Source organism: Citrobacter sp. Cb004 (assembly GCF_030337065.1).
Taxonomy (GTDB): Bacteria; Pseudomonadota; Gammaproteobacteria; order Enterobacterales; family Enterobacteriaceae; genus Citrobacter; species Citrobacter braakii.
This window is the reverse complement of record NZ_JAOWCH010000046.1, coordinates 283,678-302,834: the sequence shown is the minus strand read 5'-3', so window position 1 is coordinate 302,834 and position 19,157 is coordinate 283,678. Positions and strand designations below refer to the sequence as shown.

Genomic DNA, 19,157 nt, shown 5'->3' with positions numbered 1-19,157 from the left:
GTTTTCTACTGGTCAGTTATTTTTCTTTATTGCCATCCCTTGCTATCATGGGCCTGTTATAGGTATTTGTATAATTCCATTTTTTTCAGGGTTCAATAAATGAAAGGAATAGATATAAAACTGCTTCGAGCTTTTGTTACCTTGGCGATGAAAGGAAGTTACAGCAATGCTGCAAAAGAACTCTTCTTGACGCAACCAGCACTATCAAAGCAGATACAGACGCTGGAACATTTGACAGGTGGCGTTCTTTTTTTGCGCGGACGTCATGGCGCAAGTTTAACTGTATTGGGGCAGCAGCTTTTTTCTAAAGCAAATGAGCTTTTACAATCCCATATTGAATTTCTGAACTATGCGAGAGAGGTAAATTCGAAAAATCGTGAAAAGTTATTTATGGGCTTTGGGATTTCGTCATTTCAGCAAGTTCCAAAGTGGATAAGACAATTTCATCAGCAAGTTCCTGAGTGTGAGGTTGTTATTAATCATCTTCCTTCTAGTGTTCAAATGAAAATGCTGTTGGAGGGGCGGTTGCATATTGGTTTTGTGCGGGCACCTGTAAGTAAAGGTCTGGTTTCATATATTCTTTATGAGGAAACGCTGGCGCTTGCTATGCCGGCGAATAGCGATATACACAATATGAATATTCAGAGTGCACTATCGGCATATCCCTTACTCCAACTCGATCCGTCTACCAGCCCTTGCCTTGCTGAACAAACTGCATATTTTCTCCAAAGTAACCAGTTGAAGGCTGTTACGGTGTCCGCTACGGATGATATGACGTCGTTACTGGCATTAATTGCTGGTGGTAACGGCGTTGCCTTTTTACCCGCAAGCGTTCGTACTTTTTTGCCCGCCAATGTTAATTTATTAATGCCTATGGAAAAGCAAATACGCTGGGATATAGGTGTGGTGTGGAACCCAAAAATAAAAAATCATCTTCGGGATGATTTTTTGCGCTTGGTCGTAGCAGGAGATACCTCTATTGTGGTGTAAAAAAGGGGGGGGTTTCGCCGCAATGTATCAATATCACTCCACCTGACGAGCAGGTGGAGCGTGATGTGTTTCGAATCAGAACTGATAGCTGGCGGTGACGCTGACGTTGCGCGGCTCGCCATAGACGATAGATCCGTCGACATTGGTGTCGTAGGTTTTATCGAACAGGTTATTGAGGTTACCCTGCACAGAGAAGTTTTTCGTCACCTGATAGCGGGTGAATAAATCGACCAGGGCGTAGCTTCCCTGTTCCGCGCGGAATGTGCCATACGGCGTGACCGTATCGCTATAAACACGATTCTGCCAGTTAACCCCACCGCCCACGGTCAGTTCCGGCATGGCTGGCAGGCGATAACGGGTAAACAGTTTTACTGTGGTACGCGGTAGGTTCGGGTTTACCGCATTGCCTTCGTTGTCTTCAGCAACATAGCGTGTCGCGCCGAACGTCATCTGCCAGTTATCGGTGATCGCACCGTTAACTTCGAATTCGACCCCTTTGCTGACCGTTCCATCCATCGCTCTATAGGCCGTGTCGCCATTGCTACCGGCAATTGGTACGCCGGTTGATTGGCCCACGTTATCCTGTTCAATGCGGAACACCGCGAGGGTGGTGGTTAAACGGCTGTTCATCCAGTCGGACTTCAGGCCAAGCTCATAGTTATTGCCGGTAATTGGGGAGAGATATTTACCGGAACTGTCGCGCTTGTTCTGCGGCTGGAAGATTGAGGTGTAGCTGGCGTAGGTAGACCAGTTATCGTCAATGTCATACACCAGGCCCGCATACGGCGTGGTGTGGTTTTGTTCCATGCTGTAGGCGAGGGTGTCGATACGCCAGTTGGTATAACGCGCGCCGACAATCAAATGCAGTGGGTCGGCCAGCGAAATACGTGTTGCGGCGTAGAGCGATTTCATGTGCGTGGTATCGTCCTGGGCCAATGACTGCGGGTTCCAGTTGGTTTCCGGGAAGTTACCATCGAAGGTATAGAAACTGCCGATTTCGTTGGGGAATACGTTCGCCCACGCGCTTTCGTAACGGTTATTCTGTTTGCTGTAGCTGCCGCCCAGCATCAGATTATGCTGACGACCAAACAGGTCGTAACCGCCGTCGGCGAACAGATCGACGGCATCCACCTTACGCTTGCCGCTGTTCCAGCCGGTACCTCCGACGTAGTCATAGCCCGGACCATAGCTGCCATACGGGCCAATCAGCGTGCCATCGGCTTTATTGACATAGGCATCGACGTACATCATTTTACTGTCAAACTTGACCTCGGAGTGGGTGGCATTCATGGTCGCCTGCCAGGTATCGGCAAAACGTTGCTTGATGGTGACAAACACTTTGTTGAAGTCTTTATCGTTGTACGCCCAGTCCGGCGCAGTGCTGCGCGAGCGGTCATAGCTGTTTTTACTGCCGTCGGTATTCCAGCGCGGCAATCCACCCCAGGTTGGACTGTTGATATCAATGCGCTGGTATTCATAACCCGCAGACAGGCTGGTGGTGTCGCCCAGATCGGCATCGACAATCCCGGAGAAGAACATTTTTTCGCTATTGTAGCGATCAAGCCAGGAGTCGTTATTCTGGTAGCCCGCCACGATGCGCCCGCGCACGTTGCCGTCTGCCGTGAGCGGGCTTTGAAGATCGGTCACATATCGTTGTTTATTCCAACTGCCATATTCCGCAGAAACATTACCGGTGAACTCGCGGCTGGTGGCATGCTTACGGATCATATTAATCGAGGCTGAGGGGTTACCCGTCCCGGTCATTAGCCCGTTTGCGCCACGGACCACTTCGATACGCTCAAAAAGGGCCGTGTCGGAAAGGGCATCACCGAGATTCCAGCGGGATTCAAAATAGGTCGGAATCCCATCGACCATGTAGTTATCAATCTGAAATCCGCGAGAGTAATAGCTACTGCGATCTGAATCCGCCTGACTTCTGCTTATCCCCAACGTGTTGTCCATCACATCGCCCAGCGTTTGCAGTTGCTGATCTTCCATGCGCTGCTGACTGATAATACTGACTGATTGCGGAATATCGCGCTGCGTCATCTGCATTTTGGTGCCAGCAGTCGTTGATTTAACGCTGTAATCTTGCTCCTCACTGGATGTGGCTGGAGCAGAGCCCTCAACGATAACCGTCTCTTCAGCAGGGGCTGCGAGGCTGGTGGAAGGCAATAGTGCTAACGTGATGCAGGCTGCCAGTACAGAAGGGGCAAGCCCAGGTTTGCGTTGGTCATCCCCGTTGTGTGTTGTGAAAGACATCGAAAAGTCCTTGATAATTATTAATATTAAGTTTGAATCACTGAGGTTGCGATGAACTTTTTGGTTGTAAATTATTAAGTTCGCACGCGAATACAAATGCGAAATATACGCATTCACATTCAGTGTGTAAACAGATGCTACGGCATAAGTGAAATGTTGTTTCAGTACTATGCTTAAGCAATAGCGACGGGAAATGGTTATAAGAACAGCAGTGGCAGGGCTTTTTGCTTAAAAAATCGAGGGTTAAAGTTGAAAGAGCGTGAGTAACTCGCTCATACTCTATACTCGCAGAGTGACCCAGCGTAGCATGGCATAACGCTTGGGCTGTTAATGAAAAAGGAAAACGTCGTGGCAGAAGAAACTATATTCAGCAAAATTATCCGTCGTGAAATTCCGTCAGATATCGTGTACCAGGATGAACTGGTCACTGCGTTTCGTGATATTTCCCCTCAGGCACCTACGCACATTCTGATCATTCCTAACGTCCTGATCCCGACCGTCAACGATGTGACAGCGGAACACGAGCAGGCGTTGGGTCGCATGATCACCGTAGCGGCGAAAATCGCCGAGCAGGAAGGCATTGCTGCGGATGGGTATCGTTTAATTATGAATACCAATCGTCACGGCGGTCAGGAGGTGTATCACATTCATATGCACCTGCTGGGTGGACGTGCGCTGGGTCCAATGCTTGCGCATAAAGGTCTGTAAGCATGACCAGAGGATGCATTGCACTTTCACTGAGCTTGCTGCTACTGGCTGGCTGTCGGGCACATCCTGAAATCCCGGTAAGTGATGAACAGTCGCTGGTGATGGAATCAACGATTCTGGCGTCGGGCATTACAGCAGAACAGCCGACGTTAACCACGTCTGATATTCAGGCCTCAGCATCCTCGCGACTTTATAACGAAAGACAAGAACCCGTTACCGTTCATTATCGGTTTTACTGGTATGACGCCAGAGGACTGGAAATGCATCCTCTGGAAGCGCCACGCAGCGTGACTATCCCGGCTCATTCGTCGGTGACGCTGTACGGCAGCGCCAATTTTCTGGGGGCGCACAAGGTTAGACTTTATCTTTATTTGTAAGGGGTGAATCTTGATGATCAAAATGAATCGCTACGCACTGATTGCCGCGCTGGCGATGTTTCTCTCTGGCTGTGTGGCGCAACGTGAGCCCGCACCCGTAGAGGAAGTGAAGCCGGTGCCGGAACAGCCCGCGCAGCCGCAACAGCCGGTGCCGGTTGTACCAACGGTGCCAAGCATACCGCAGCAGCCGGGTCCGATTGAGCACGAGGACCAAACGGCGCAGCCGACGCCGCGTCAACGTCATTATGACTGGAACGGGGCTATGCAGCCGATGGTCGGTAAAATGCTGCAGGCTGACGGCGTCAAAGCGGGAGGCGTTCTGCTGGTTGATAGCGTGAATAACCGGACCAACGGCTCGTTGAATGCCGGTGAAGCCACCGAGACCTTGAGGAACGCGCTGGCGAATAACGGCAAGTTTACCCTGGTTTCCGCCCAGCAGTTGGCCGTCGCCAAACAGCAGTTAGGTTTGTCGCCGAACGACAGTCTGGGAACGCGCAGCAAAGCGATTGGTATCGCCCGTAACGTTGGCGCACAGTATGTGCTCTATTCCAGCGCCTCCGGCAACGTCAATTCGCCGGCGCTGCAAATGCAATTAATGCTGGTACAAACTGGCGAGATAATCTGGTCAGGTAAAGGTGCCGTACAGCAACAATAACCGGCTAACGCGCGACGAGGTGTTGTCGCGCTATTTCCCGCAGTATCATCCCGTCGTAGCCAACCATAGCGGCCTGAGCGGCGGGAGCTGCATCATCGAACACGATACCCACCGCTTAGTGTTGCGCTGTCATCACGACCCTGACGCACCGGAATCGTATTTCTTACGCCACTATCACGCGTTAAAGCACCTGCCTGAAAGCCTTGCGCCGCGCCCCCGCTTTTATATACGTGGGTGGATGGCGGTCGACTTTTTTCACGGTAAGGTAGAATCCAGATTGCCGGACGCCGACGAACTCGCTGGCTTATTGTATCATCTGCACCAACAACCCCAATTGGGCTGGCGAATCAGTCTGCTGCCGCTACTCGAACAGTACTGGCAGTGTGGCGATCCGGCGCGTCGTACGCCATGCTGGTTGCGAGCGTTGAAGCGACTCAGGAAAAGCGGTGAGCCTCGACCTTTGCGTCTGGGGCCTCTGCATATGGATGTCCACGGTGACAACATCGTACGTACAGCATCAGGACTGCGGCTGATTGACTGGGAATATGCCGGAGACGGTGATATCGCTCTGGAACTGGCGGCGGTTTGGGTCAACGACGAATCTCAGCACCAACGGCTGGTGAGCGCCTACGCCCAACGAGCGTACATTGAACAAAACGCGCTGTGGCGGCAGGTCAGACGATGGCGGCCCTGGGTCATAATGCTGAAAGCGGGGTGGTTTGAGTATCGCTGGCGACAAACCGGCGATCGACAATTTATCAGGCTGGCCGATGAAACCTGGCGGCAGCTAATAATGAAAGGATAAGGAGAGCAGTGTGGGCCCAGTAATGTTGGATGTCGAAGGGTATGAGCTGGACGCTGAAGAGCGCGAGATTCTGGCGCATCCGCTGGTAGGTGGGTTGATCCTCTTTACCCGAAATTATCATGACCCGGAACAGTTGCGTGAATTAGTGCGCCAGATTCGCGAGGCATCACGCAATCATCTGGTGGTGGCGGTAGATCAGGAAGGCGGCAGGGTACAGCGTTTTCGCGAAGGATTTACGCGTCTGCCCGCGGCCCAATCCTTTGCTGCGCTGCACGGTCTGGAAGAAGGCGGCAATCTGGCTCAGGACGCCGGATGGCTAATGGCCAGCGAAATGATCGCAATGGATATAGATATCAGTTTTGCGCCGGTGCTGGATGTGGGGCATATCAGCGCGGCGATTGGCGAACGCTCTTACCATGCCGATCCGCGGAAAGCGCTGGCTATGGCGACTCGCTTCATTGACGGTATGCATGCTGCTGGCATGAAAACTACCGGTAAACATTTCCCCGGGCATGGGGCTGTGACGGCGGATTCGCATAAAGAAACCCCAACCGATCCACGTTCAGAAGCCGAAATTCGTGCAAAAGATATGTCCGTGTTCCAGACGTTGATTACGGAAAACAAACTCGATGCCATTATGCCTGCGCATGTCATCTACAGTGACGTGGACCCGCGTCCGGCGAGCGGTTCGCCACACTGGCTGAAAACGGTGCTGCGTCAGGAGCTTGGTTTCGATGGCGTCATTTTCTCCGATGATTTGTCGATGGAAGGGGCGGCGATTATGGGAAGCTATGCTGAGCGTGGTCAGGCATCGCTGGATGCGGGTTGCGATATGATCCTGGTCTGCAATAATCGTAAGGGAGCGGTCAGTGTGTTAGATAATCTGTCGCCGATCAATGCAGAACGTGTTACACGTTTGTATCATAAAGGTTCATTTTCACGTCAGGAACTGATGGACTCGGCACGCTGGAAGACGGTAAGCGCCCAGCTCAACCAGCTTCATGAGCGCTGGCAGGAAGAGAAAGCAGGTCATTAACGCAAGTTTGGCGAGGATGCGATGATTATCTATTTACACGGTTTTGACTCTAACAGCCCGGGCAACCACGAAAAGGTGTTGCAGCTGCAGTTCATCGACCCGGATGTCAGGCTGATTAGCTACAGTACGCGGCATCCTAAACATGACATGCAGCATCTACTGAAAGAAGTGGACAAAATGCTGCAGCTTAATGTGGACGACCGTCCGCTGATTTGTGGCGTGGGGCTCGGGGGATATTGGGCTGAACGGATTGGTTTCCTGTGTGATATTCGTCAGGTAGTGTTTAATCCCAACCTGTTCCCGTATGAGAACATGGAGGGAAAAATCGACAGGCCTGAAGAGTATGCCGATATCGCGACAAAATGCGTGACCAATTTCCGCGAAAAGAATCGCGATCGCTGCCTGGTGATCCTGTCACGTCATGATGAAGCGCTCAATAGTCAGCGTTCGTCAGAAGAGCTGCATCATTTTTACGAGATAGTCTGGGACGAAGAGCAGACGCACAAGTTTAAGAATATCTCCCCGCATTTGCAGCGCATCAAAGCGTTCAAGACGTTAGGTTAATCCTCAATGAACGTGTAAAAAACCAGCCTTCGGGCTGGTTTTTTTGTTCTTAAAGTTTGTGTTGTCTATCTTTTCAGCATCAAAACTTGATACACATCAATTTTGGTATGACCAATGCACCGTTCGTGTTATTCTCACTCTCGAAGAACATTTTCATTATCGTAACTTGTTGTTAATTAAAGGCTATGCCTATAACTTTTAATTAACAATTGGTTAATAAATTTAAGGGGGTCACGTTGACTACACCATTAAAAAGAATCGTGATTGTCGGCGGCGGTGCTGGCGGACTGGAAATGGCGACGCAGCTGGGTAAAAAGCTGGGGCGCAAGAAAAGGGCCAAAATCACGCTGGTGGACAGAAACCACAGCCATTTATGGAAACCGTTACTGCATGAAGTCGCGACGGGTTCCCTGGACGAAGGCGTGGATGCGCTGAGCTATCTGGCGCATGCCCGTAACCACGGTTTCCAGTTTCAGTTGGGTTCGGTGGTGGATATCGATCGCGAAGCGAAAACCATTACTCTTGCCGAGCTGCGCGATGAGAAGGGCGAGCTGCTGGTTCCTGAGCGCAAAGTCCCGTATGACACGCTGGTGATGGCGTTGGGTAGTACCTCCAACGATTTCAATACGCCGGGCGTCAAAGAAAACTGCATTTTCCTGGATAACCCGCATCAGGCGCGTCGTTTCCACCAGGAGATGCTGAATCTGTTCCTGAAGTATTCCGCGAATCTGGGCGCTAATGGCAAAGTAAATATCGCCATTGTCGGCGGCGGTGCGACGGGGGTTGAACTCTCAGCCGAGCTGCACAATGCGGTAAAACAGCTGCACAGCTATGGTTACAAAGGGCTGACCAACGAAGCGCTGAACGTTACGCTGGTAGAAGCCGGTGAGCGTATTCTGCCTGCGTTGCCGCCGCGTATTTCCAGTGCTGCGCATAATGAGTTAACCAAACTGGGCGTACGCGTACTGACCCAGACGATGGTAACCAGCGCTGATGAAGGCGGACTGCATACCAAGGATGGCGAGTACATTGAAGCCGATCTGATGGTGTGGGCTGCGGGGATCAAAGCGCCAGACTTTATGAAAGACATTGGCGGTCTGGAAACCAATCGTATTAACCAACTGGTGGTTGAGCCGACTCTGCGGACCACGCGCGATCCCGACGTGTACGCGATTGGCGACTGCGCTTCCTGCGCTCGCCCGGAAGGTGGTTTTGTGCCGCCGCGCGCTCAGGCTGCGCACCAGATGGCAAGCTGCGCAATGAACAACATTTTGGCGCAGATGAACGGCAAGCCGCTGAAAGCGTATCAGTACAAAGACCACGGCTCTCTGGTTTCACTTTCTAACTTCTCTACCGTGGGTAGCCTGATGGGCAACTTGACCCGCGGTTCGATGATGGTAGAAGGGCGTATTGCGCGCTTTGTGTACATCTCACTGTACCGCATGCACCAGATTGCTCTGCACGGTTACTTTAAAACCGGTCTGATGATGCTGGTTGGCAGCATTAACCGGGTGATCCGCCCGCGTCTGAAACTGCATTAATACGGCTTATGGCGTCGGATGTTTGTACTTATCCGGCGCCTTCCTTCAGAGTTCTCCGAATCATCCTGCCTTCGCTCCTCCTCGTGCTATTTTCATCCGTAATCTGATTGGCATTCCTTACCTTCTGTTGCAAAGTTGTTGCTAATAGCAAAAAAGGAGGAAGTCCCGTGAATAAATCTATGTTGGCGGGTATAGGGATTGGCGTAGCTGCTGCGCTGGGTGTTGCAGCGGTGGCCAGTCTTAACGTTTTCGAGCGTGGCCCACAGTATGCACAAGTTGTCTCTGCAACACCGATTAAAGAGTCGGTAAAAACACCGCGCCAGGAGTGTCGGAACGTGACGGTCACGCACCGTAAGCCGGTACAAGATGAAAACCGTATCGCGGGTTCCGTGCTGGGTGCGGTTGCTGGTGGCGTTATCGGCCATCAGTTTGGCGGCGGACGCGGTAAAGATATTGCTACCGTGGCCGGTGCTTTAGGCGGCGGTTATGCAGGTAACCAGATCCAGGGTTCGATGCAAGAAAATGATACGTACACTACTACGCAGCAGCGTTGTAAAACGGTGTATGACAAATCTGAAAAAATGCTGGGCTACGACGTGACGTACAAAATTGGCGATCAGCAGGGGAAAATCCGTATGGATAAGGACCCCGGCGCGCAAATTCCGTTGGATAACAACGGACAGTTGGTACTGAATAACAAAGCGTAAAATAGCATTATCCTGAACATTAGCCCCCCATTCGCTCAGGCTGGGGGGCTTTTTTTATCAGAAGGTTAAGGCGTAGTTCAGACCAAAGGTGCGGCCCCGGCCTTTGTATTCATACAGTGACGGGCTACCGTAGGTTGGGCTGTACAGCAGTGGCGCACGTTGTCCCCACAGCGTGGTGTACTCTTCATTCAGCAGGTTTTCTACGCTAAAGGTCAGTTTACCCAACGGGAGCTGATAGCTGCCGATAAAGTCCATCGTGTTATAGCCGTCCAGCTTATTGCCGCTGGCGTCCGTCAGATCAAATGTTTGCTGGCTCTGTACGCGCAATGTCCACGGTTCAGGTGCCCAGCCGACCCACGCGGTGGCTTTGGACGGGGAAGCCAGGGTGACATCCCATTTCTGCCACTTACCGTTTTGCTTCACTTCCGATTTAATGACGTTGAAGTTGCCGCCCAGACTCCAGTCCGTATCCGCAATGAAATAATCCACCGCACCTTCAAGGCCATAAATACGGCGATCGTCGGGCTGGACGTTAATGGTCATATCGCTGCGGTTGATAACGATCGATTTATCCGAAGTAGAGTAGTAAGCGGCCAGCTGCGTGCGCAGACTGTCGCCAGTGTAGCGCCATCCCAGTTCGTAGGAGTTAACTTTAATCCCCTCCAGGCGCGAGTCCGCCACGTTGACGCTGCGCTGGAGCTGGTAATGATCGCCAACCAGGGAATAGGTGCCGTTACCGTAATATTTCCCCGGGTCCGGAAGCTCCACGCCCTGAGAGAAGTTAAACCATGTCTGCTGACGGTCGGTCAGGTGGGCGAGGATACCGGCGTTAAACAGGAAATTATCGTAATCGGTTTTACCGCCAGGAATGGTATCGGCGGAGTTTGCCAGGCCGGTGGCAATTCCCTGTTGTTGGGCATAGCCAACGAAATCATCCACCCTGTTTTCGGTCCATTGATAGCGCACACCGCCGCTGAGGGTAAAGATGTCGTTAATGTCATAGCTGTTCTGCAGGAAAGGCGCGAAGTTGGTGATGCTATAACCGGGGTAACGCCCGGTGGTATAAGCGGTTCGGTTGTCCATACCGCCGGAGGGCAGGGACCAGGCCAGATCGAAGAATTTCTGATTGGAATCGAAGGTTTCGTGATCGGCATCGACACCCCACGTCAGCTCCCAGTTATCCATCAGCTGGCTGTTGAGGGTGATTTTGGCACCAAACTGGTCTGTGTCCTGCTGCGATGCGGAGAAACTGGTGACCTTGCCTTTGCTTAGCGTAGGGAAGGGGTAGAATTTCAGCGATTCGTCACGGTAATAGATTTGGCTGACCAGGTTCTGGCCGAAGAAATCCGCGTCTGAATACTGCAGGCTGATCAGATGACGCTCGGTGCCGGGAATACGATCGGAATTCAGTCCGCTGCTGGTATAAGCCTTACCGTTTCCCGTCACGGCGGACATGTTCTCGCCAAGATCCAGTCCGTAATCGTCGTCCCCCTGGCTCTTATAATACTGCGTAACCAGTTGTAACTGACGGTTGTCGTCAAGCTCAATCGTTCCGGTGCCCATCACGTCCAGACGATCGGAGTGCTGCAGGCCGGTTTGGGTGTTATCCAGCAGCAGGGCATCGTGATTGCCGTCATACCAGCCGCCAAACCGTTGATACGCGACGGACATGCGCCCGGAAGCGCGATCGGTTCCTCCGCTCACCGCCGCGGCAACGCGTTCATCATGATCGTTACTGTTATTGAAGCCGCTTTTACTCCCCAGTTCGAGTTCTACTTCACGCTCCGGCTGGCCTTTTTTGGTGACAATGTTGATTAACCCACCGGTACTGCCGCCGCCATACAGTGAGGTTGCACCTGAGATGACTTCAATGTGTGCGATGTTAAACGGATCAATAGAATCCAGTTGACGACTGTCAGTACGCGAGGAGTTCAGACGGACACCGTCTATCAGTACTACGATGGCACGACCGCGCATATTCATGCCGTAGTTTGTGCGCCCCTGGCTGCTGACATCGATTCCTGGGATTAACTGAGCAAGAACATCTTTGAACTCTTTCCCCCCCTGAACCTGCTGTTCAATCTCGCTTCCTTCAATAACCCAGGTCGTTTGCGCCATTTCTGCCACGGTGCGTTGACTACGGTTGGCACTGACGATGAGGTTATCTTCCTCAGCCGCGATGGCTGGGAGAGTTAAAGACAACAAGAGAGGATTGAGCACCCAGAGACGCTTATGCATTTGTATTCCTTTTAAAAAGAGTCGATCTGTTTTTGTTATGGCGGTAGAGAAACCGATGGTTACATTGTGAAACAGGCGTTAAAACAAATGCGAATATTGCTGATAATAATTGTTGTTATCAATACATTTTACAAAAAATGATCGGATAAGATGCTGAAAACACTGAATAATGTAGGGATAATCCGCGGGAATCTAACCGGGGGCTTAATCAGCTCCCGATGGTGTCAGTACTGCGGGGAAATAGCGGGAAAGGGTTAAACTTTGATAAGTTCAGGCCACAGTCGCAGAGTCGTGTGTGCGATCTGCATCAGTTTTTCAAACGTCGCGCCTTCACGGGCGCTGATCGACATACCCTGTAAAATACAGTTCAGGTATTCGGCCAGTTTTTGCACGTCGCAATGGGCCGGAATTTCGCCTCGTTGCTGGCGCTGGTGAAGGAACTGGGTAAGCGTCTGTTCCTGCATTGCATGGCGGGATTTCACCGTGTGCGCAATATCCCGGGAAGAGGCCGCCAGTGTCGCGGATGTGTTAATCATGAAACATCCCGCCGGGGTGTCTTTACTGGTAAAGCAGGTCGCTATTGCGGTGAAATAGTCTTCCAGCGCGCACTCAAGACTTTTTTCTTCACAAAATAACTGGGCTTCATGTTTCGCCGCGAAGCGGGTGATGTAGCGGTCCAGTACGGCACGAAACAACCCCTCTTTATTGGTGAACTCCGCATACAGCGTGGGCGCTTTTGCGCCGGTTGCTTCTACCAGATCGGCGAGCGATGTCGCTTCATACCCGTGCTGCCAGAAGAGTGTCATGGCCTTATCAAGCGCGGCTTCCCTGTCGAACACTTTTGGTCGGCCACGGCTTTTTTTAGCACAACCTGTCATTTCAGTTGTCATGGCGCCGATGTACCTTTGTTGGGTTTATTGAATAACCATTATAAAAATATTCGACTGCACACTCCAGCGGATTAGCGATAAAAATAATTTAACGCTATTGATATGAAAAATAAGGTCTTTGTATTTTATATAACGATCATTATAAAAAAGTGTTGACGTGTGACCTGGATCACATCTATGATTTACCTATCGATCGTTAAGTTAATCTTTGCGACACACATTCATCTGCTAAAGGTCACTATCATGAAAAACGTAAAAACTCTGTTTGTTGCTGCTGTTCTTAGCTCACTCTCATTTGCAAGCTTTGCTGCCGTTGAAGTTCAGGCCACACCTGCGGGCCAACAGAAAGTCGGTACTATTTCTGCGAATGCGGGGACTAACTTAGGTTCTCTGGAAGATCAACTGGCGCAGAAAGCGGATGAGATGGGGGCGAAGTCTTTCCGTATTACTTCCGTTACCGGTCCTAACACCCTCCACGGGACTGCAGTTATCTACAAATAAGATTTAACCCATCGCAATGCCACTGCGAGTTAAATAAAAAACCCCCGCGGAATAAAATCCAGCGGGGGTTTTTTATGCGCTGAGTTTACAGCGGTTGTTGAGCAACGTCGTGATGACGGGTGACATCGACCGGCATGCCTGAGCGAATCTCCATCGCATGTTCCATGACGGCAGAGTCCGTTTGCGCCGCATTCTTAAACGTCTGCATGGATGCGTTCAGCACGATCGGCAGCAATTGCGGGTCGTCATTGATTTTTTCGGACAACGGCTGGTGTACTTCAACCAGGCGCACGCCGTTAGGTTCAACAGATGCTTTGATTGGCGTATTGATAATATTGACCTTGGTCCCTGGCTTCACCTGACGGAACAGGGTTTCGATATCACCGTCGCGTAGACGAATACAGCCGGAACTGACGCGCATTCCGATGCCAAAATCAGCATTAGTTCCGTGCAGCAGATACACGCCGCCGTATGCCGCTAAGCGAATGGCATGATGGCCCATCGGGTTATCCGGCCCGGCAGGCACCACGGCAGGAAGGTCGATCCCGTTCGCTTTGTATCGCGCGCGGATATTTGCCGTAGGCGTCCAGGTTGGGTTGGCACGTTTATCAGAGATGGTGGTTACCATTGTGGGCGTCAGCGTGTCACCGCCTAACTGGCCAATACCAATAGGATACACGGTCACCGAATTTGTCCCCGGCTGGTAATAATAAAGACGCAGTTCGGCGAGGTTGATAACAATGCCTTCTCGCGGCGCGTCCGGCAGCAGGGTTTGCAGCGGAATAGTCAGCACGCTGCCCGGACGTGGTACGTAAGGGTCAACGCCGGGGTTGGCCTGTAGCAGCGCCAGAAAGCCGACATTGTATTTTTTCGCAATCGCTTCCAGAGAACCGCCATTGTCTTCGACAACATGAACGGCATTCTGACCCACCACGCGGCTTCCCGGTGGCGGTAGCGGCCAGGTGTTTGCCTGGGCCGGAAGTGCTAACGCGAAGGTCGCGGCAAGCGTAAAAAATGCTAACCAGCGAGAGAGTCGTTTATTGTTTAACATCACCATAAATCCATTGTTTTTACGTGGTTTTTATTATGTAAAAGTAAACAAGAATTATGGCGGTTTGCAGTGTCGGGAAGTGCAGGGAAGTGCAAAGAGTTTGTAAATTCATCAGGCCGGGTGAGCGTAGGGCTCACCCGGCTTGACGCTAGGCTACGGCGTTCTCTTCAAGCTGGCGCATAAACTGGCGAACCCAGTCGATCCGTGCTTTACGCTCGCCCAACTCCTGCATGAATTTCAGGCGTGTTGGACCATCCAGACGGAAGTGTTGCGGTTGTTTTTGCAGTAAACCAATTAGCCAGACCGGGTTAACGTGGTTTTTCTCGGCAAACTCAATAGTACCGCCTTTTTCATTGCCTTCGAGCTTTCTGATCCCCAGCTTCTGTGCCTGCTGGCGTAAACGGGCAATATCCAGCAACGTCCGGGCCGGGTCGGGCAGCAGGCCAAAACGGTCTATCAGCTCGACCTTAATTTCTTCCAGCTCGGTTTCGCCTTTCGCACTGGCAATGCGCTTGTAGAACGACAGTCGCGTGTTGACATCCGGGATATAGTTATCCGGCAGAAGCGATGGCATGCGCAGTTCGACTTCGGTTTGCTGGCTGGTGAGATCTTCCAGCGACGGTTCACGCCCTTCTTTGAGCGCATCGACAGCGTTTTCCAGCAGCTCCATATACAGTGAGAAACCGATGCTTTCCATGGAGCCACTTTGATCTTCGCCCAGCAGTTCCCCAGCGCCACGAATTTCGAGGTCGTGGGTCGCCAACGCAAAACCTGCACCTAAATCTTCCAGTGAGGCGATGGCTTCCAGGCGTTTTTGTGCGTCGGTGGTCATCGCTTTTGGATGCGGCGTTAGCAGCCAGGCGTATGCCTGATGGTGTGAGCGTCCCACACGACCCCGTAGCTGATGCAATTGCGCTAAACCGAAGTGGTCAGCTCGTTCAATGATGATGGTGTTGGCAGTGGGAATGTCGAGCCCGGTTTCGATAATGGTGGTACACACCAGCACGTTAAAACGCTGGTGGTGGAAATCGTTCATCACGCGTTCCAGCTCGCGCTCGCGCATTTGCCCGTGGCCGATACCAATGCGCGCTTCCGGCACCAGTTCCGCTAATCTGTCAGCGGTTTTCTGGATATTTTCGACGTCGTTAAAGAGATAATAAACTTGTCCCCCGCGCATAACTTCACGCAGGATAGCCTCGCGTACCACCAGGTTGTCATATTCGCGCACGAAGGTTTTGACCGCCAGACGACGAGCGGGCGGTGTGGCGATGATCGACAGATCGCGCATGCCGCTCATCGCCATGTTGAGCGTGCGCGGAATTGGCGTTGCCGTCAGAGTCAGAATATCTACATCCGCGCGCATTGCCTTGATACGCTCTTTGTGGCGAACGCCGAAACGGTGCTCTTCATCGACAATTAGCAGCCCCAGATCTTTTAGCTTCACATCCGCTTGCAGCAGTTTGTGAGTGCCGATGAGAATATCGATTTTACCTTCGGCAACCTGCTCCAGAATCTGCGCTTGCTCTTTGGCGCTACGGAAACGGGACAGCATCTCAATGCGTACCGGCCAGTTGGCAAAGCGGTCGCGGAAGTTGTCGAAGTGCTGCTGAGCGAGCAGAGTGGTCGGTACCAACACGGCAACCTGCTTGTGATTCTCTACGGCGAGAAAGGCGGCACGCATCGCGACTTCGGTTTTACCAAAGCCGACATCGCCACACACCAGGCGGTCCATGGCCAGCGGTTGACACATATCGCTGAGTACCGCGTTGATCGCCTGCGCCTGGTCCGGCGTGGTTTCAAACGGGAAGCTGTCGCAAAACAGCTGATACTGTTCACGGTCATGCTTAAAGGCAAAGCCTTCTTTCGCTGCGCGCTGGGCATAAATATCCAGCAGCTCTGCCGCGACATCGCGAACCTTCTCAGCGGCTTTCTGTCGGGCGCGTGACCAGGCATCACCGCCCAGTTTATGCAGCGGCGCATTCTCTTCCGCGCCGCCGGCGTAGCGGCTGATCAGATGCAGCGACGACACCGGCACATACAGTTTGGCGTCGTTGGCATAGGTGAGCATCAGGTATTCACCGGTAATGCCGCCTGCTTCCAGCGTGGTCATACCGGCATAGCGACCCACGCCGTGCTCCAGATGCACAACTGGCTGACCGGGATGCAGCTCCGCGAGGTTACGAATTAACGTGTCCGGGTTGATGGTGCGACGAGAATCCTGGCGGCGACGCGCCACACGTTCACCGAGCAGATCGCTTTCACAAATCAACGCCAGATTGCGTTTGCTATCGATGAAGCCGTGCTCGGCTGAGCCAATCATCAGATAACGACCGTTGTCTACGGCTTCGTCGAGTCGCAATATCCGCTTCGGCGCGACTTTGATGCGGGCGAGCAGTTCGCCTAGCGCTTCCCGGCGTCCTTCACTTTCCACCGAGAAAATTACCGGACCGGTAAAGCCTTCAAGGAATTTACGTAATGCATCTAACGGTGCTTTTTGCTGTGCCTGAACGGCGATATCTGGCAGCTTCTGGAACCCGAGGTTGGTATTCGCCGCTTTCTTCGGCAGACTCTCGGTTTTCAGCTGAACACGCGGCCAGCGTTTAAGTTCAGAAAACAGCTCATCAACCCGCAGCCACAGCGATTCCGGTGGCAGAAGCGGGCGCATCGGATCAACGCCGCGATTCTCAAAGCGTGACAGGGTATCGGCCTGGAAGCGTGCAGCGCTGGTCTCGATATCGCCGGTATTTACCAACAACGTATTGGCGGGGAAGTAGCTGAACAGCGGCGGCAGCGGCTCGCTGAAAAACAGCGGCTGCCAGTATTCAATCCCCGTAGGTAACGTGCCTTTGCTGACCTGTTGATAAATATGCTCGGCGTCGCGTTTTACCTCAAACGTATCACGCCACTGACTACGGAACAGCTCAATGGCCGTTTTGTCAGTCGGGAATTCGTGTGCGGGCAGCAAATTAATGGCATCGACTTCTTCCAGCGTGCGCTGAGTGTCAGTATCAAACAGACGCAGGCTGTCGATTTCGTCATCAAAGAAATCCAGACGATAAGGCAATTCGCTGCCCATCGGGAACAGATCTAACAATGCGCCACGCGTGGCGTATTCGCCGTGTTCCATGACCTGATCAACATGGCGATAGCCAGCACTGTCCAGTTGTTCGCGCAGGGCGTCGCGCGAAAGCCGCTGGCCTTTTTTCATGACCAGCGCATGACCGTGCAGATAGCTGTGCGGACAGACACGCTGCATCAGCGTATTTACCGGAACGATCAGCACGCCGCGCTGCATGGCGGGCAGTTGATACAGCGTGGAGAGCCGTGAGGAGATAATCTCCTGATGGGGAGAAAAGCTGTCATAGGGAAGCGTTTCCCAGTCGGGCAGGTTCATCACCATCTGGTCAGTAAACTGACGAATTTCATCATGCAGACGCAAAGCATTTTGCATGTCCGGCGCGATCAGCACCACTGGACCCGCGTGACGTTCGGCGATTTCGGCGACCAGCGTTGCGCAGGCGGCACCCGTAAGCTCACCCAACTGGCGCTGATCGGAAGCGCCCGTTGGGAGCGTGTAACGATGTTGTTCAGGCATTCGGTTGTCAGGATCTCGTTTAGATATACATCTGATAAGCAATGTTCTTTATTATCCGTGATCGTTTCTCATAAGCAAATTGATTCGCCCCCGAATGGGGGCAAAAAGCGCGTAGGGGTTAGCGCGAGGCGAGCGATAAAGAGGGCGGGGAAAAGAGCAGATCGGCCACGGTTTTTTGTGAAATCTTACGCACCAGCAGGCCAAACAGGGTGCACAGCAGCAGACAGGCGAACGGATACACCAGTAGCAGGGCCAGCTCCGCGTATGCAGGCCAGGTGGCATGATTGATTTTGGGGATAAGCGTTAAGCTGAACAGCTCAACCAGAATACGGTGAGTGGTGTAGATGGCGATGGTATTGGCGCCAATCACGCTTAACGGACTGGACGCGCGCATGCCAAAGTGGAGCTCGAACTGATAAAACAGCTTCATGATCAGCACAATGGAAAGGAGAGAAAGCAATAGCGAGACATTTGCCAGCCACGCGATGATGGCGACGATTGTGCAACCCAAAACAATGACCGCATGGCGGCGCAGGGGCACCTCCTTGATCCACGCCATCAACATTGCGCCAAACCATGCGCCGAGGCTATACCAGGGCAAATTGCGAATCACGCTGTTCATTCCCCACCACGGGGTCGGGAAAAAATTGATCGCCACGCTCAGCGCCACAAATAACGCTAACAGCGGCATCGCCCAACGGCTGAAAATTTTACACAGAACAAAATAGACAATCAGTGCGTACAGATACCACAGGCTGGTACTGGCGGTCAGCATCCCGTGGGTAAAACCCGCAATCGAATCCGCATAAGCGGCGTTGGCGGCATGGGTCAGATCGCGCTGCGGGGCGAGCCAGTTATTGAGCGCCACCAACGCCAGCCATTGCACCACTCCCCAAAGCACCAGCACCCAGGCGATACTCCAGATCCGTTTATCCACGCAGGTTGTCCACGGGACGTTATCGATGTAGCGGCGGATCAGATACCCCGAAATAAAGAAAAACACCGGCATGCGAAACGGTGCCAGGTACAAATTGAGGTAAATCCAGCATTTGCTCAACACCTCTGACAGTGGATGCTGAAAAGTGGTGAGGTGCGGGTAAAATGTGATCACCGAGTGGTAAATCACCACCAGACAAATGCATAACCCCTTGATTTGATTAATCCATAGTTCTTTTTTATTCATTGAGACGGCGCATCCATATTGATTGCAATAGCCTGCCATCCTGCGCAACCCGCT

At 52.3% G+C, this 19,157-nt stretch carries 16 protein-coding genes; 10 read left to right on the top strand and 6 right to left on the bottom strand.

Translation table 11 applies throughout. The features are described from left to right. Window positions 1-99: 99 nt before the first annotated feature. Window positions 100-990: a LysR family transcriptional regulator gene (locus OGV65_RS06620; protein ID WP_286454764.1), complete on the top strand. Its 891-nt coding sequence runs from the start codon at window positions 100-102 to the stop codon at window positions 988-990. Between the two features lie 75 nt (window positions 991-1,065). Here OGV65_RS06620 and fhuE read toward each other — a convergent pair whose 3' ends face one another. Then, the gene (fhuE, locus tag OGV65_RS06615) at window positions 1,066-3,252 is read right to left on the bottom strand and encodes a ferric-rhodotorulic acid/ferric-coprogen receptor FhuE (RefSeq protein WP_286454762.1); all 2,187 of its coding nucleotides are present in this window, start codon (window positions 3,250-3,252) and stop codon (window positions 1,066-1,068) included. A 348-nt stretch (window positions 3,253-3,600) separates the two neighbouring features. Between fhuE and hinT the strand changes: the two genes are divergently transcribed. The 8 genes from hinT (at window position 3,601) to OGV65_RS06575 (ending at window position 9,645) form a co-directional block, all read left to right on the top strand. Continuing rightward, on the top strand, window positions 3,601-3,960 hold the full coding sequence (hinT, locus tag OGV65_RS06610) for a purine nucleoside phosphoramidase (protein WP_016156204.1): 360 nt from the start codon (window positions 3,601-3,603) through the stop codon (window positions 3,958-3,960). Window positions 3,961-3,962: 2 nt separating this feature from the next. After that, window positions 3,963-4,337, top strand: coding sequence for a YcfL family putative periplasmic lipoprotein (locus tag OGV65_RS06605; RefSeq protein WP_019076489.1), 375 nt, complete (start codon window positions 3,963-3,965; stop codon window positions 4,335-4,337). Window positions 4,338-4,350: 13 nt separating this feature from the next. After that, window positions 4,351-4,992: a penicillin-binding protein activator LpoB gene (lpoB, locus tag OGV65_RS06600; protein ID WP_016152673.1), complete on the top strand. Its 642-nt coding sequence runs from the start codon at window positions 4,351-4,353 to the stop codon at window positions 4,990-4,992. Next, window positions 4,973-5,797 carry a thiamine kinase gene (gene thiK / locus OGV65_RS06595; protein WP_286454761.1) on the top strand — a complete coding sequence of 275 codons (825 nt, stop codon included), beginning with the start codon at window positions 4,973-4,975 and terminating at the stop codon, window positions 5,795-5,797. Before lpoB ends, thiK begins: the two co-directional genes overlap by 20 nt. A 10-nt stretch (window positions 5,798-5,807) precedes the next feature. Next, window positions 5,808-6,833, top strand: coding sequence for a beta-N-acetylhexosaminidase (gene nagZ, locus OGV65_RS06590; protein WP_047501964.1), 1,026 nt, complete (start codon window positions 5,808-5,810; stop codon window positions 6,831-6,833). Window positions 6,834-6,854: 21 nt separating this feature from the next. Further along, complete coding sequence (gene ycfP, locus OGV65_RS06585; RefSeq protein WP_003030817.1) at window positions 6,855-7,397, top strand: alpha/beta hydrolase YcfP; 543 nt, start codon at window positions 6,855-6,857, stop codon at window positions 7,395-7,397. A gap of 236 nt (window positions 7,398-7,633) precedes the next feature. Then, window positions 7,634-8,938: an NADH-quinone dehydrogenase gene (gene ndh / locus OGV65_RS06580; RefSeq protein ID WP_286454758.1), complete on the top strand. Its 1,305-nt coding sequence runs from the start codon at window positions 7,634-7,636 to the stop codon at window positions 8,936-8,938. A gap of 167 nt (window positions 8,939-9,105) precedes the next feature. After that, a complete protein-coding gene (locus tag OGV65_RS06575; protein ID WP_003030814.1) occupies window positions 9,106-9,645 on the top strand; it encodes a glycine zipper 2TM domain-containing protein in 540 nt (179 codons plus the stop codon). A 57-nt stretch (window positions 9,646-9,702) separates the two neighbouring features. On the opposite strand, the gene OGV65_RS06570 is transcribed toward OGV65_RS06575, so the two are convergent. Both OGV65_RS06570 and comR read right to left on the bottom strand, forming a co-directional pair. Then, a complete protein-coding gene (locus OGV65_RS06570; protein ID WP_019076496.1) occupies window positions 9,703-11,883 on the bottom strand; it encodes a TonB-dependent siderophore receptor in 2,181 nt (726 codons plus the stop codon). A 254-nt stretch (window positions 11,884-12,137) separates the two neighbouring features. After that, window positions 12,138-12,773 (bottom strand): TetR family copper-responsive transcriptional repressor ComR, encoded by a 636-nt coding sequence (comR, locus tag OGV65_RS06565; RefSeq protein WP_016156207.1) that lies wholly within the window; start codon window positions 12,771-12,773, stop codon window positions 12,138-12,140. 243 nt (window positions 12,774-13,016) lie between these two features. Here comR and bhsA point away from each other — a divergent pair, with 243 nt between their 5' ends. After that, on the top strand, window positions 13,017-13,274 hold the full coding sequence (bhsA, locus tag OGV65_RS06560; RefSeq protein WP_029139491.1) for a multiple stress resistance protein BhsA: 258 nt from the start codon (window positions 13,017-13,019) through the stop codon (window positions 13,272-13,274). Window positions 13,275-13,359: 85 nt separating this feature from the next. Here the strand turns inward: bhsA and ldtC are convergent, their stop codons facing one another. The 3 genes from ldtC to OGV65_RS06545 form a co-directional block, all read right to left on the bottom strand. After that, window positions 13,360-14,325 carry a L,D-transpeptidase LdtC gene (gene ldtC, locus OGV65_RS06555; RefSeq protein WP_016156209.1) on the bottom strand — a complete coding sequence of 322 codons (966 nt, stop codon included), beginning with the start codon at window positions 14,323-14,325 and terminating at the stop codon, window positions 13,360-13,362. A gap of 148 nt (window positions 14,326-14,473) precedes the next feature. Beyond that, window positions 14,474-17,920 carry a transcription-repair coupling factor gene (gene mfd, locus OGV65_RS06550; protein ID WP_181598336.1) on the bottom strand — a complete coding sequence of 1,149 codons (3,447 nt, stop codon included), beginning with the start codon at window positions 17,918-17,920 and terminating at the stop codon, window positions 14,474-14,476. A gap of 118 nt (window positions 17,921-18,038) precedes the next feature. Continuing rightward, complete coding sequence (locus OGV65_RS06545) at window positions 18,039-19,103, bottom strand: acyltransferase family protein (protein ID WP_181220547.1); 1,065 nt, start codon at window positions 19,101-19,103, stop codon at window positions 18,039-18,041. Window positions 19,104-19,157: the final 54 nt, after the last annotated feature.